The organism is Salinimonas marina (assembly GCF_015644725.1).
GTDB lineage: Bacteria > Pseudomonadota > Gammaproteobacteria > Enterobacterales > Alteromonadaceae > Alteromonas.
Map to the genome: position 1 here is coordinate 1,738,772 of NZ_CP064795.1, position 15,576 is coordinate 1,754,347.

The window sequence follows — 15,576 nt, forward strand, 5'->3', positions numbered from 1 at the left end:
TGCAGAAGTGGCTCCAGAGGTACCCTCTGAGACTCGAAGCGAAGAAGACCACGACATAGATTTTGGTCAGCATGACACGACCGGTACTCCGCCTTGGGAAACAGAACAGGTTACTAATGAAGAAGCTCAAAATACTGAGGTGGCTACCCCTGGTACTGCTCCCACTACTGATACTGGTAATACTGTTGGAACTACTCCAGCGCCGGAGGGCGAAGCCACTCCAAGCACGGAAACGTTAAGTGGTCTGCCTACTGATATTGACGAGCAAATTGAGAATACCCGAATAGAGTCTCAACGCCTGGAAAATACGGCTGACTCCCTACGCACTGACTTAAACAGCCCAGCTAAACTGGATGAACTTGGCTTAAAAGAAGCAGGACTATCTGGTAAATCACTGTCTGAGTTACGTGGTAAAGAAAAAGCACAGTTTGTTGCCGGCAAGAAGGCAGCAAAACAGGCTATCCTTGACCGCTTGAGTGAGATACGTGAGGAACAAGGCCGTCTGGAAGATGACCGTAAGGCTTTAGAAGGGCGTAACGAAGATACCGATACGGTACAGGAGCTGTTTGACAACGATACCTTCGGTGTTATGAACAAGTTCTTCCGTCCAAGTAACAACAAAACATTGATTCGTAGTGTGCCTGGTCTACTGGCCCGGTTGAAACGAGCCCCTTCAATTGTACTGGCTCATGTACCAGGTGTTACCAAGCTTGATGGTAACCAAACCAAGGCTGTACGACACTTCACCCAGTTTGCAGAAAACTTCGGTACTTCCTTACAAAGCGTCTTACCTGATGTAGCGGCTACGGTAAAAGCTGATCGGTTCGATCCTAAGTGGAATATGGTCCTTGGTTTAACTCAGGACGGTAAGTTCACTGAGGCAGCGAAATCAGCTATGGCCGCATCAGCGTATTCGTGGCTGGCAAATGATGCCCGGGGAACCCTGTTCTCTGATGAAAAGTTGGTAGGTAAATTCCTGGGTGTGAAATCGGATGATGTACCTGGCCAAGTCCATGCAATCATGGCAGAACAGGGCTTACCCCGTACCATGATGGTACGTAGCTTGGGACGTAATGCTTTACGTGCATTGGGCATTAAGCTGGATGACACTAAAGGTAATTACAGTCACATTGATAAACTGGAAATTGAAGTAGGACAGACCATTCTGGCAGCCATGGCCCGTGATGGCATGGTCGAGTTACACGAACACCCAATGGCGCCTATTGTTGAAGCATCCACTACGGGAGTACAGGAAAGCCTGGAAGCCCGTAACGCAAAGGTAATATTATCTTCATACCAAACGGTACTGCCTACACATAACCCAGAAGTTGACTTATTCAGTGATGAGCGATTGACCGGCGTTGCCCGTGAGATCGAAGTCGTTAATGAAGATTCCGACCATATTATTGAGAAGCTGTTTGATACTGCTACGCGTGACCGTGAGCCGTCATTTAAGCCAATCACTAAACTACCGGCGATGATGAAGGGAACCTTCAAGAAGATCCCTGCCAAGGTCAAAGCCATGATTGAGAAGAATCAGGCAGCACCCTTTAGCTTGTCGGTTGCTACAGATGAAATCTTCTCAGTGATGGGTGACAGCGAGATTGAAACCATCTTTGGTATCGTACCGGAAGAAACCTACCGGGACATGCCGATTGCCAAACGCGAGCGTGTTGTTGCTAAGAACAACAGTATTCGTAATGAAATTGAGAACTATAAAAAGTTCCGTAAGAAGATGCGTACTGCGGATACCCCGTTCTACTTAGGAATGGAAGTATGGAACTACGGTCGCTTTGGTTACACCAACTCAATGATCAACCCGCAGACCTCTAAGGTTCACCGGGGACTGGTAGGCCCGAAAGCCTGGAACACTAAGACAACGACGGCGAACACGCCGGAGTTACGTATGTTTATGGTCGCGGTGGCGCAGGGTCTAGGCATTGATATTGATAAACAGACCAACGATCTTTCAATTGCACAGTTAACTGAGAAACTTGGCTTAGACGCTGAATTCCAGCTCAAAGGCGACCGTACAAACCCATTCTTGGATGCGGCGTATTCAATCCGTGAACTGCGTGAGGGACTTGATCCACAAAGTACAGAAGGTAAGCAGGCTCGTGCTGCCATCACCAAAGCCGTGAAATTGGGTGGGGAGAAGGGCCATACCTTACGTGCTCTAACCAACCTATCTTCCTTTGTTACCGCTGCCGAGCAAGCATTGCCGGATGCACCTGTTGAGTTTGATTCTGACCTTTGGATTGAAATGGATGGTGTAACCAACGGGGTAGTCATCGGTTCCATTATTTTTGGTAACGGTGACGTAAGGGATATGAAGCAAAACCTGGCCCCCGGTGGTTTGTACTTTGATGGTCGCCGTTCACTTGGTGCAGATAAAGAGCGTGGCACACTGGATTACTACCAGCGTCAGGCTGCGACCTGGGAATCGGCACTATCCGATATGGTTAAAAAGGTACTTCTTAACCCGAATTCATCACAGGCTAAGCGTCTTGATGCTGCCATGCGCCGCATGTTTGGCCAGACCATTTTTAACTCACAAAGCACTGTATCCATTGTTCGTAGCATGGCAAAAGACCCTTTGATGCAGAATGTGTATGGTGCCGGTAAAGGCGGCCTGGCTGCAAAACTGACGGATTCGTTGTTGACTCAGGTTGACGACACCCTGGATAAGATCATCAACGACCCTAAGACAACTGATGCTCAGAAAGTCGCTGCGTTTGATAAGCTGCACGCTGATTTGATCACGTTATCTGGTACCCGTCGCCCGGTGTTCATGGTCAAAGGTACACACAATGTGGTCAGTATTCGTGAGGCCCGGATTAACCGTAAGGCCAGAACCAAGATAAGCAAACTGATCCAAAAGGAATTTGCGGAGCCGATGTTTGATGCCATTGACGCCGAGTTTGCTGAGTTCAAAGAAAACCGCAGCATCTACAACGATAACATGATCAACTTAAACGAAGTGTTTGTGAGTATCCTTGACCGTAAAGCAGAACGCCGATTGGCTCAGATGATTGAAGCCGGTGAGCTAGAGCCAGGTGCTGAGCTACCTAAAGCTGAACTGGTTGCCTTGATTGACACACTACAGGACATTATGCCGTCCGTGTCGTACATGCCTAGTGACGGTGTTGATAACAATCTACAAGCCGCTAAATTTGTTCGGAGAACCAACACCCAAAACCATGTAACTAAGACCATGGTTGAAGGTGGACTGAATATCGCTGTGCATTCCAGTAACGGTGATGTAAAACGAAAGACCGTACGGCAGATGTCCCAGCCCTTTAACGAAGAAGGGTTCTCCACAGATATGGGCGTAGGGGCACCGATACAGAATATTCACAGTACCGATGCAAGTATGGCATTTGAAGTTCTGAACAACTTCTCTGTGGTTAACGTCCACGATGGCTTCCCCGTTGGCTTCAAAGATTATTTGAAGATGGGTGCTACGGTGAACAAGAAGTTCATGGAGGTATTCGACCTGAATCCTTACCGTGATGTGGATCGCCAGATGGGTAACGCAAAGGATCTACTGAAAGCCATGGTATCAGACGGTGATATCACACAAGCTGAATATACCGCCCTTGTAGATACGATGTTTGATAAACAAGCTACCTACGCATCTGGTAAAGCTAAACGTGACTATACCGACTACATGTACCTGACCAACCTAAACGGTTCCCGGACAGAAGTGAACCAGGAGCTGAAAGCGACCCTGGAATACTCTACCCAGTACAATGCGGAAGGTGCCGGCTATGAAACAGAAGTAGGTAAAGCTAATCGTGAGAAGCGCAAGGCTGACCGCGAAAGCGGGAAGACTGTGACTAAACCAGTGGTGCAGACAGCCACTTCACCAAAAGCTCCTGAAAATCAGGAAGACAATGTTGAACGCGCCGAGGAGATGAAACAAAAAGGTATCTTGCCTCACTTTACCAAAGGCAATCAGTTGAAGCCGAAGGGACAAATTGATACCAATAGTTTTGGTTACCACTTCCAAAAAGCACTCCAGTCCCGCCCACATATTAAAGGGGCAGTTGATGCCGCCATCGCAGCCTCCGGCGCGAAAGGCGCTACGGTATCGTTGTTGAAACAAATCGTACAGCACATTCCAGAAGGGTTGCGTATTACGATCACCGTACCAACTGATGATCCGGCTTCGATTGCTGAAATGGAACCAGTACAGGGTAAGCACAATCCCAACACTGACATTATCACTTTGAAGGGTGTCGAGTTTAAATACGATGGGGTGAACCCTGAAACTCTGACCCATGAGTTGATTCATGCTGTCAGTGCTAAGTTGGTAGACCTTGTGCAATCCGGTGATGTGACTGACCCGACTGCCGTAAAAGCCGTTGAAGAAATGTCTGCACTCCTTGACGAAGTGAAGGTCAAGGCCAAACAAAAGGGCGTTAAGTTAAATGCCCATGGTTTGTCGAACGTTAAAGAGTTCATTGCCTGGGGTATGACGAACAAAGACTTCATTGAAGGTCTAAAACAAATCCGGGTGAAATCACGGAATAACAATAGCCTGCTGGATGCCTTTACGAAATTTGCCAAGGTACTGACCAAGTTCTTCCATAAGGGTAAGTTACCCCCGAACACTCACGCCCTACGTCAGTTAATTGAACTAAGTAGTGTGATTATTCAGGAAAACACCAAACTGGAAGCACGGGCGCCGAAGTATTCAGAAGTGAATTACCAGCGTATCGAGCGACTAAGCCCTGACCAAGTCATTGAGGAGTTAGCGCAGCGTAACTCCGGCCAAGACCCAGCCCATACTGCCCACCTACAACACATTCAACGTAACTTAGTGAATGCGGTTGCCGGACCAAATGGGGTTGAGCTCCAACTGGCTGAGGAGGCTATCGGGGATGAAATGGACCAGTACCTGAATCATTTGGCTCAAGGTACAACCCCACTAGTCAGCACCATTCAAAACGTGTTTTCTGTCTCACATGAAGAAGCGTTTGTTGCTGAACAAATGGAAGCCACGTTTGCTGCCAACCTGTTAGAGCCTGGCTTTATTAAGAATGAGTTGATGGCTACCTGGGAAGCTGCCAAAGCAGTCCTTACCCCTGAAAGCTTCCTACCAGATCCTGCCTTAGCAAATGACCCGGTGGAGATGAGTAAGGCTCAGGCCAAATACGACTATCTGTTTGATGTTGGTTCACTAAACCAAGGTGGGGTTGAGTATTCATCTATTGCTGGTCGCTACATAGATAACCGGACTTCTAATTTCCTGGCTCGCTTTGCTGTCGCCACTACGACCGTTAAATCGGTACGCGATGTACTGGCCAGCGTAGAGCGTCCTGCCGAAGTAACCAAAGAAGAAGGGTTACTGAGTAAAATCAGTACTGGCTTAGGTACCTTGTTAGGTCGGGCCGATGAAGTCGTGAACGGGGATACCCGTATGACCGGTAAAGTACTACGTGACCACGACACCTTGTTAGAACGCATGGCGTCTACCTCACTTAAAGGTAAACGTAAGTTAACCAACCTGGAAGAAATGGAACAACGCACCCGTAGTGCAGTGAACGCCACAGTCAGTAACGCGATTCGTGCTGCGGTAACTAACAATGGGGCCATTGAGCGAGGGATGTATTCACAGAACTCATTCATTGCCGGTACATCCAGTATTGCTTATCTGCTGGGAGCGAACCGGGTCGGTGAGTTTATTGACCTGTTACGTCGGATGAAGCGCAGCCATAAAGAGAAGCGTCCTGGCTTTTTAACCGAAGCGGTTAATGAGATTCGTGGTGAAACGGCTAACAACGAAAAGTTACTCGAACTGCTACGATACACCAACCGTGATGTAGAGCAGGAGCGCCGGTTTGTTAAACAGACCATGGTGGACCTGGTTAACGAATCCATGAGCCAGAAGCTCAAAACGCATGAGCAGACTGCGCTGAACAAGTCTCTGTTGAAAACAGACGTCAGCTCGTTGTTTGAACGTGGTTACTCTATGGACGCAATTGACCATATGCTACGTGATCCGCAGGCATTACAGGCGAAGATCACCGCACTGGAAACTTCCCTGGGCGAGTTCACCCATGATGAAGCCTACATCGCTCATTCTCGGGCCTTGGCTTACTACATGGTCACCGGCAACTCGACTTCACGTTTGTTGTCGAAAAACGCACATAACATTGCACGCATGTTTGGGCACCCGAACATTAAGGTGAAGTCACGGGATGCGGTTGCAGCCGAAGCAATCATTGATGAACTGACCACACTTAATGCCCTCAAATACACCCCACAGGGTAACAAAGAGGTGGCACTGGAGGTAATGCGCCGTGAGGCAGAATCCGACCGTGAAAACGGGGTAGAATTTCTACTGAAACAAGCCAAAGCATTACGTGATGAGTCTCTGTCAGATAACTTTGACGGTGACGTTACCCAAATGACAAAAGGCTTTATGCCGGAGGTCACCAACCCTAATATCACATTGGATTGGGCGCAGGAGGGTTCTCCCGAAGCGCGTGACTTGGAAGCTAAGGGCTATCGTAAAGTGCAGTATGTAGCACGGGACGAGCTACTGGACCAGTCACCAGGCATGATGTTGTATGCTATCGAAGATGGTGGCATGGCTCGCCGTATTACCGGTGTGGCCTCCTTTACAAGCACAGTAGCCAAGGGTACCAACTTCATGGACTCGGCTATGATGGCCGGGACGCCCATTGATTACAGTGCTAGGAAAAAGACACTGAATGGGATGATTGGTTCAGCACGTAAAGATGCCTTGGCCACTATGGATCGTAACTTCGACCCTGAGGCTGTAGTAGAGCAGGGACCGAAGATGATCCCCGTTTACCACAACGATGGTACGGTGAAAGACTTCCGCTATGAAATGTCAGAGGCACTGCGTGAAAGCGTGTTGCAGAAGCAATATCATGTAGGTGAATCACTGGGTATACTGGCAGGCAGTATTGTAGATAAGGTCAACACCAAAGCACGTAACCGTGATTTGATTGATGCCTTACACGAACAGCACAGCAACGATCCAAACAGACAAACCACGGAATATCTGACCATTGGGCCGAACTCGACCAACCCGGATATGATGGAGTACTGGGATCTGTTACCAGATGACTCAAAGCAGTACGCCCTGTCTAAATTTGGTGGCCACGGTATTAAGGTACAGCGTGACTTGTTGCACTTAGCCTTCGGTTACCGTAAAGCCAGTATCTTTGATGGATGGATACGCAACCCGAAAGTGCGGAACGCACTGCAGGGAGTGATCAAAACAGGTCTGGAAAATGTCCCGGGCATCGGCAACCGCTTTGCCCCCCACGTAGCGAATTCACTTCGTAAAGGTGGCCGTGGTGTTGAGGAAGTCGTGAAGATGATTAAAGACAATTTCGTTGTCAAAAACATGTTTACAACCGTAACCAACATCGTGAGTAACTTCATGTTCCTGTTAAGCTCTGATGTACCACTACGCCAAGCGTTCAGTGGTACGGTAAGAGGGTGGCGTGAAGCCAACCAGTACAATAACTACCGTACCCAGGAACTACGAATTGAGCGTAAGCTCAAAATCGTTCCACCTACATCAGCGAAGTATCGGGCACTACAGGCAGAAGCCAACAAGTTTAAGACTCTGATGGCCTCCAGTCCGGTACATGATTTGATGCAAGCTGGTTTATTCCAGACTATCGTGGAGGATATTGATACCTCGGTAGATCCGTACAGCTTCAAGTCAAAGATGACACGTAAAATTGAGGACACACTACAGAATAAGCGCATGGGTCCGGCCAACAAACTGGGTAAATTCCTGTTTGTCACCCAGGACACTCAGCTTTATAAGTGGATGAACCAGCCTATTCAAATGTCTGACTTCGCTGCACGGTTCGCCCAGTACGAGTTTTTAACTCAACAGTCTGACAAGCCGCTCAGCAAGAAAGAAGCACTGAAACGGGTAAGCGGTAACTTCATTAATTATGATGTGCCTACCAGCCCTGGCTTACAGTGGTTGAATGACCTGGGCCTGATGATGTTCACTAAGTACGCCTTGCGTGTCCAGCGACCTATCTTCGACCTGTTCATGGAAAAACCTGCGTCCATGTTGGCCAGCGTACTGCTTACTGGTACGTTCGGTATACCAACCCCGTTTGAGGCAAGTTTCTTGTCACAGAACCTTCTGGATAAGTTAACTAACCCTGTCTCATCAGGATTAGACGCATGGGATGAACCACTGCCATTCAATGCACTGCTTCATACCATAGGCATAAAATAAGGATTAAGAGGTACTAAGGCGCCTCTTTTATTTAATAAATGTTGCCAGAGCGGGTACGGAAAGTGTCCCAATGAGTAAGCTCAACAGGACAACTAACAAAAAGGTATTGGAGACATAGCTCTTTTTCTTTTTATCAATAGGGTAACTCGGGTGCTGTCGCTTAGGTGGTGTTCGTTTACCGGATGGTGTAATCACTTCCCCGTTATCACGTAACCATTTCACACGGCTTGAAATAGTTCCTGGTGCACGCCCAAGTACTTTAGCCACATCAGCGTATCGGTACCCGTAGTTGTTGATCAGTATGATTAAGACCTGGTCCTGTTCATTGGTAAAACAAATACGACTCTTCATAAATATTCTCAATAAAAAAGCACCCAATCGGGTGCTTTTGTTTTTATTACCGGTGCTTATCGCTCGGTTAATCCTTGGGTTCTGTCAGGCCCGCGTAGATAGTAGTGGCGAGGAAACCGCATATCCCTACGACGACAATGGCCGTGACAAATATCGACAGGAAGTACCCGGCACCTACGAAAATAGCCGCAGCCAGTACTACAACTACAGCTATTATCAGGGCTTTGAGTCCAGCAATAAACTTACCCACTAGTTAAACAGTGACTTCCGTTCAGTAGCCCCGTCGTCTACCGCATCTGGCTTAAATGGAGGAGTGTCATCGTTTCTAAAAAAGCTGCTCGCCTTTTTGCCAATTGACTTATCTTCTTCGCTTGATGCCGGGGCCGCAGGAGCAGTACTTTCGATTTCCTTTTCCGGGGCTTCGGTTTCTTTTTCAGGTGCATCAGAGACTGCTTCCTTTTCAGGCGTGTCTACTTTCACTGCTTCCGGTTCCGCCGCCTTACGACGCTTAGTAGTGCGTTTGGCTTTAGGTGCAGCGGTGTCATTTGCCTTTGGCATAGCCAGTGCAGCAGTTGATGTATCCAGGCTACCGGTAACATTGGTGCCGTCAATTTCCAGGTTGATGTCAAAGTCTTTGTCAGCCAGGTTAAGTAGGTTATTACTTACCACATGCTGGCGCAGTATTTCGACGATATCGTTTTCTTCTAAGATGATTTTCATCAGGCAATTCTTCTTTGAAATGAGAGCAACTGTTGGAACGTGTCTGTTTTAACCCCAGCATGTACTGCGGCTACCGCGTCGGCCAGGTGCTCATTTTTGTTAGTGACTACATCCTGTCCACCCCGGCGGGTAGTAAGCCAATCCGCATCAGAGTACTGGGATACAGCCCAGTGAATCATCTCGTTTTTGGTGGCGGTTTTACTTCCGGTGGCGGCAATCTTCACCTCTGCGGGTGTTACTTGGATGATCGGAATTTGAATGCTCGCCAATAGTCCTACGCAAATACCGTAAGACGCCATAGCGCGAGCAGATTGGGAACCTACAGGGATTTCTACAAAAGCTAGGTTCACACCCAGTAAAAACTGGGTCATACCAGCGTGTAGCTCCTGCGCTCGTCTGAGGTCATCGCTATTTACCCGTACCTGTTTTTTATTCTTTTTGTCAGAGGTAGGGGATATTAGGCGAAGCTCAGATAGATCAAAGGCACCCGTGAAGGTGCCTTTGCAAAGCCCGAAGTTACTCAGGCTTGGGTCTATGCCAGCAACTAGCATTAGTTAAACAGTGACTTCACGCCGCCTGCTTTCGATGCGCCGGCACCTGCTTTCGTTGGGGCACCTGACTTGGCACCACCTGTTGCAGCACCTTTGGCTTTGTTGATCACTTCGCCTTTGTTCTTTTCAACCCAAAGGTCCATGAACACAGCGTCTTCTACACGTTCCTGAATTTCCGTAACGGTCATGTTGTCGCGGTCGCGGAACACTTTGGTTACTTCATTCACTTCGCGAGTTTCACCAGAGGCTACGTACTTACCGGCATCGTTCTTGACGTTCTTGTCTTGAATCTGTTGTTCAACTGCGAATTTAGCGCGTTGACCGATCAGCTCAGACAGCATCTGTACCTTAGTTGGTAACTCTTTTTTCTCATCGAAGTTGTAAAGGTTGATTACCTTTTCTTCGACAGTCAGGTTACCAATCTCATCGCCTACGGTTAGTAGGGCCAATGAGTTGCCCAGGATGAAACCTGGTAGGTAGCGGTCTTCACCTGATTGCTTATCCACATAGGTATTGCTACCGGTGCGTGAAGTCATATAGGTGGTTTGATTGATGAGTTGCTTATCATCAGTTTCAGCCTGGAAGTTGATAGCAATGGCGCCACTATCAGCTTGGCTTAGGTAAGCGTACTTGATGTTACCGGCGTATACGTCAGTAGCAAGTAAGCGGCTGCCGCCCAGACGGTCTTGGTCAAGGGCTTTTACGGTGTCTTTGGTTTTCAGGTTATTTAATAAGCTCACGATGAGGCTCCAGATTAATTGTAGTATTCAGATAGACGGTCCAGAACTTTCTGGCAGTCGTTGTCGATGAAGGTTTCTTTGGTATCCCATAGCCCCATTGGGCCGCGCATACGTTCATTAACCGTGTCTTTCGTCAACTTGGTTTGGAAGACGTACTTGTAGCCAAGCATTTCTTCTTCATCAGTGACGTTAAGTAGACCAGAACCATACCCTTCAATGTCTTTCAGCTTCTTTTTCTTAGCGCTGATGACACAAGAGAAGTAGGATTCAATGCCCTGGTTTTTAATGGCACCTTTGGCGGGTACCTTAGATTCCATCACCATATCGCTTTCGTTGAGTTGATCCACAACGTGAGCCATGAAGATGACGTTTTTGCTTGATCCGGCAACGTGGTGTTGCATCAAGCGCTTGAAGAACTGGGTATACTCACCCCAGGCTTGCATGGTATTTGTCGAGGGCAGTACGTGGACTGACTCGTACATATCCATCAGGTAGTTTAGTGAGTCCACTACGATGGTGTGAACATCGGCCATATCGTTTGCAGCTTCAAAGGCTTCTTCTACCTGCAACGGGTCGATGATAGTGAATTCTTTAAACTTACTGCGGAACGGTAACTTTTTACCGGCTTCACAGTTAAGGTACATAACCCCTTCGGGGTTTTCCATGTTCATCAGCGAGGCAGATTTACCTACCGCTGACTTCCCGCATACCAATACGAGATGGTCATTTACGTCGCTCATTGGGATCTCTCCAGATTTGAAAGCGAAAGAGGGGCGGATGCCCCCACTAACTAGATGGTTTGTAATTTGGCGAACGCTTTACGAGCGGAAACCATGATGGTAGTCATCACTTCTTCCTCTGGCAGCTTGTCGGCCAGCTTCTCATTCATGTTCAACGTGGCCTGTTCGACCTGGGATAAAGTCTTACCTGAGTCCACTAACATCAGTGCGAATTTAATCAACTGATTTGAGCGGTTACCAGCACCGGTGTTGTTGACGAACCAGCGTTCTAAGTTGGTCAGTGATTGCTGATCCATTAGGCGCTGCTTGCGTTCCTCATTTTTGGTGGTTTTAGGGATGAACGGGATAGGGTCAAACATAATACCGTCCTGCACAAAGAGTTCACCTTCATGGCTCTGCCATTTACGTGAACGTTGTGAGGTGACTTCATCTACCGTGAACGGTAACCACGCATAAATAGCTTGCATGAACTCTTTAAAGTCAGCAGCATCCAGTTTAAGGCGGTACTGCATGGGTAGAATGATACGGTAGCGGTCTTCGCCCTCGGTCTGATGTCGCTTGGTGGTATAGAACATGGCTTTGTAATCGGCCATGAGTGTCCGTACCTGGTCAAGTGGAGCATCCCCATCAACATCAATAACCAACAAGTCAAAGCCCGTCTTGCACTTATCTTCGCATCGGTGGCCCTCCACAACGTGGTGGGTCAGCCAGTGCATTCCGTCCATTTGAGTTAGCTTACCTACGTTATCCCAACTGATTTCTTCGTTGAGGTAATTGTAGGCAACATGGTCGGAGTAACTGACCAGGAGGTTATCCAGGTTGGTTTCCCGTAGACTTTCCCCTGTCATAAACTCGATACCGTCATTAAACTGTTTTTTAATAATGACATTGTTCTGGTAGCCCCAGGCAATGGCCATATTCAGCATTTCAGTTTTCTGCGGTGCTGAGCCTTTATAGAAGGGTAAGTCTTCGACCAGCTCAACCTGTGTTACCGGACGCTGAGTATCACCTAAGTACTTTGCCAGCTTCACGTAAGGACGGTCCCGAGTAAGTAGGGTTGTCAGTGCGTTACCGGACTCCTCTACTACAGCGATAGCGTAGTACAGGTGTTGTTGGGTGATCTTCGCACTGCCTTCAAAGAAGGCGTAAGCCGCCGCCATTTTCAGTGCTTTGAATTGACGGTGTTCCATCTCAATACGCTTAACTACATCGAACTCACTAAACTCACGAGCGCGTGACTTATTCCAAAGGTCATACTCGATACGAAGGATTTCTTCGTCCTTATCCAGTGTCAGTTGGCGCTTGAAGTTCACAGGGTCAGCCAGATTCAACAGGTGCTCTGAAACTTCTTCAATGAACTCGGCAGACTGTTGAGAGGTGCTACGCTCATAGATTTCTTCCGCTGAGAGGTCCAACCGTCGGTTTACATCACGGGTCATGGCGAACATACAACGCCGTGCGTACCCTTTTTCCAACATGGCGTAGAATTCTTCTTCCTTTTTGGCGCCGTCCATCAATGAACTGGGAGTCCCAAACATGATGAGGTTACATGGCGTCTGGCCAGTAATCTCCGTCAGGCGTTGGTTTTCCTTCGTATTTTTGGTCAACGATTCCTTAATCTTCCCTTTGTCGTATAACTCCAGGAATTTAGAAAAGGCGTCACTGTTGCCCGTTAAGTTGTCCCCGATCTCATCAATCTCAAAGTTCAGTGAGCCGGCATCTGCCATTAGTAGCTTATGACGGAACTGCTTTAGTGCTGCGGGAGTGGCGGAGTCGAAAGACGACAGCCACGTACCCGAGGCTTTGAATTCGATGAATAGGTTTTCCATCTCCTGATCCGGATCGGTGTTGTTCTTCGCTGCACGTTGGTTGGCTAACCGTGCCAGATTCTGCTCGGTAGAGTAAGGTAACAATTCGTCTTTGAACCGTTCAAAGAACAATCCGCAAACATCTTCCTCAAGGAAATTCATTGCCTTGGTTTTACCGGCACCTGATGGTGCCAAGCCAATACTGTAGATGTTAATCGGCAGTGGCTTCTGGTTATGGGTTTTAATGGTCGCTCGCATCTGCGAGGCTATCTTTCCCAGAAAGTAAGAGGTAATTACACGGAAGAATTCCGGCGTATCGTTCTCGCAGTACGCACACAGATGCTGAGCAAGTTTTTCAGCAACTGGGTGATAGGTAATGCGCTCAGGGTCAAAAACATTGAATTGCATGGTTATCCTCGTAACGTAAGTTCGCCCGAATCAAGGTACTGCTGCTTCTGCTTGCAAATGTCGAAAGCCTTACAGAATCGACAGGCCACTACTTCCCCTGGGAAAGTTTTTACAACTCCGCCTTTTTGCATGGCAAATACACGTGCCGCCTGGTGATCGCTATTAAAGACGCCACCGGACATTGCCCGTTTCGCTTTGTCGTCTTTATAAACTTTGTAGGTGGTTGGTTTGCGCCATAAGGCTTCATCATCGCAAGGTGGGATTTCCGCTTCGGGTTTGTCCCAGTACTTTTTGATTGTGGCTAACCGCTGCCGTATATAGGCGTCGGTTGTTTTGATAGGTTGCAGTAGCAGTTTCTTTTCTGCGGTGCGTGAATTGGGGTAATTGGGTTCGCGGGTACGTGCGCCTGACCAGTCGGTAAAGATAAACTGGATGGCCATATCGTCGCGGGTAATCTTCTCAGGATTGAGCCAACGATAGATGGAGCCTTGGAGAATGTACTTCTCATCGTTGGTTCCATTTATGAAAGTATACACAGATGTGGATTTGAAGTCTTCGACTCGTCCATCACCAATGAAGTCAAATTTCCCTGAGATAATAAACCCATCTACTTCTTTTTCAGCGCGTTGCTCCAAGTAGATAGGGATAATGTCAGGGTCACTCGCCACAAGCTCTGCTGTAGGGTTCACTCGCACACGGTCAATGACACGCTGCGGATAGCCTAGCTTCTTGAGGTTTTCGGCGTAGTGGTCCACCCAGGCCCGCTCAATACCATCGTGAATGGCAGAACCCATCCGAGATGGGATGAGTCCCACAATATCTTCCTTTGCGGTATTCTCCACACGGTTGGATAGAATGAGTTGCTTGAGTGGTTTTATAAGGGACGTTGCGGATATGTGGTTTGACCGGTCATCGTGATCGTAATTGTCATGTGCCAGCCATACACTAATCGACAACGGTAGATTACTGTTGTTCGTTAGTTCCATGGGGTCTACCTGTTTATTAAACCACAAGACCCGGCGAATGCCGGGCCTTTAAATAGTATTTACTGTGGTCTTTCAGGTAGGACAGGTTATCTTAAGTACTCACTCCAGATCGCAACGGCAAGGCTGAGTTCCTTGCACCGTATAAAATGAGGGTTAAGCATGAAGTAGACTCTATTAGGATTATCCTTCAATCCCAAATGGCGCCTGTCTTCTGCCTTCAATCTGATTAGTAACTTCGCTTTGATGCACTCCTGCGAGCGTCTGCTCAGAAGCTTATAAGCAGTACTTTTTTTATCGCTGATAGCATCTTCTACGGGTTCGATCCAACATACATTGTTAATGAAATTATAGTTCTTCTTTATTTCCAGAAACAGGACTTGGCCTGCTTGTGACACTTTTGCCATCGCCTCTAATATGTCGGTATTGACTGTGTTGGTATTAGTGGCGATAGGGCTTATAACCTGGAAGGCACCAGTGATTCTATTAGTGTCTGACAAACGATCTCTCCATGTGGGTGTATTACCAATTAAAAATCCACTCATATTGGTAGAATTCAGATCGCCTAACTCGTTGATTTAATTCAACTCTCATTCCCCTATATATAATATACAGATCAAATAGAGTCTACTGGATACCACTAAACCGAGTACAGGAGGTGCTGGATGGCACCCTCTCGACTGAATTTTACACAAAGTCCATTTAGTTTGAGTACGCTTCCGATACGTTGTGAATACAACGGCGCATTTGGATTATCATTTCGATACCGATTATTGTTGTTTTTAGCGGTACCTGGCTCAACTTGGTCACTTCCCTCACCTTATGACCAAAATTGAATATTCTACTTTTGCGGTAGAAGTTGGAAGGTAAACGAATCAGATCGGTATTTCCAGCAAAATACTGATTAAATACACATGATTATGTGATCAGTTGCTCGTCAACTTACAAGAGGTATAAAAGCCAGGTCTATAGTATCTATAAATATACGGTTACGAAGAATTTAACAGTGGAATTATTAGTCAAGAGT

At 47.5% G+C, this 15,576-nt stretch carries 8 protein-coding genes; 2 read left to right on the forward strand and 6 right to left on the reverse strand.

Going from position 1 to position 15,576, the window contains the following annotated elements; translation table 11 throughout:
- Positions 1–7 precede the first annotated feature (7 nt).
- Both IT774_RS07715 and IT774_RS07720 read left to right on the forward strand, forming a co-directional pair.
- Entirely contained in the window at positions 8–8,248 is an 8,241-nt protein-coding gene (locus IT774_RS07715; RefSeq protein WP_195812054.1) for a hypothetical protein, read from the forward strand.
- A 301-nt stretch (positions 8,249–8,549) separates the two neighbouring features.
- On the forward strand, positions 8,550–8,852 hold the full coding sequence (locus IT774_RS07720; RefSeq protein WP_195812055.1) for a hypothetical protein: 303 nt from the start codon (positions 8,550–8,552) through the stop codon (positions 8,850–8,852).
- Here the strand turns inward: IT774_RS07720 and IT774_RS07725 are convergent.
- The 6 genes from IT774_RS07725 to IT774_RS07750 form a co-directional block, all read right to left on the reverse strand.
- Positions 8,849–9,319 carry a hypothetical protein gene (locus IT774_RS07725; RefSeq protein WP_195812056.1) on the reverse strand — a complete coding sequence of 157 codons (471 nt, stop codon included), beginning with the start codon at positions 9,317–9,319 and terminating at the stop codon, positions 8,849–8,851. The genes IT774_RS07720 and IT774_RS07725 overlap by 4 nt on opposite strands.
- The gene (locus tag IT774_RS07730; RefSeq protein WP_218958956.1) at positions 9,319–9,690 is read right to left on the reverse strand and encodes a RuvC family protein; all 372 of its coding nucleotides are present in this window, start codon (positions 9,688–9,690) and stop codon (positions 9,319–9,321) included. The genes IT774_RS07725 and IT774_RS07730 overlap by 1 nt, the downstream gene beginning before the upstream one ends.
- Positions 9,691–9,869: 179 nt before the next feature.
- Positions 9,870–10,610 (reverse strand): hypothetical protein, encoded by a 741-nt coding sequence (locus tag IT774_RS07735; protein ID WP_195812058.1) that lies wholly within the window; start codon positions 10,608–10,610, stop codon positions 9,870–9,872.
- Positions 10,611–10,624: 14 nt separating this feature from the next.
- Positions 10,625–11,350, reverse strand: coding sequence for an AAA family ATPase (locus IT774_RS07740; protein WP_195812059.1), 726 nt, complete (start codon positions 11,348–11,350; stop codon positions 10,625–10,627).
- A 50-nt stretch (positions 11,351–11,400) separates the two neighbouring features.
- Positions 11,401–13,566 (reverse strand): YfjI family protein, encoded by a 2,166-nt coding sequence (locus tag IT774_RS07745; protein ID WP_195812060.1) that lies wholly within the window; start codon positions 13,564–13,566, stop codon positions 11,401–11,403.
- A 2-nt stretch (positions 13,567–13,568) separates the two neighbouring features.
- Positions 13,569–14,552: a hypothetical protein gene (locus IT774_RS07750; protein WP_195812061.1), complete on the reverse strand. Its 984-nt coding sequence runs from the start codon at positions 14,550–14,552 to the stop codon at positions 13,569–13,571.
- Positions 14,553–15,576: the final 1,024 nt, after the last annotated feature.

Bases quoted from the DNA above. Each gene is read 5' to 3' on its own strand.
- IT774_RS07720 (WP_195812055.1), top strand. From the start codon at position 8,550: ATGATTAAGACCTGGTCCTGTTCATTGGTAAAACAAATACGACTCTTC.
- IT774_RS07725 (WP_195812056.1), bottom strand. From the start codon at position 9,319: ATGAAAATCATCTTAGAAGAAAACGATATCGTCGAAATACTGCGCCAG.
- IT774_RS07730 (WP_218958956.1), bottom strand. From the start codon at position 9,690: ATGACCCAGTTTTTACTGGGTGTGAACCTAGCTTTTGTAGAAATCCCT.
- IT774_RS07740 (WP_195812059.1), bottom strand. From the start codon at position 11,350: ATGAGCGACGTAAATGACCATCTCGTATTGGTATGCGGGAAGTCAGCG.
- IT774_RS07745 (WP_195812060.1), bottom strand. From the start codon at position 13,566: ATGCAATTCAATGTTTTTGACCCTGAGCGCATTACCTATCACCCAGTT.
- IT774_RS07750 (WP_195812061.1), bottom strand. From the start codon at position 14,552: ATGGAACTAACGAACAACAGTAATCTACCGTTGTCGATTAGTGTATGG.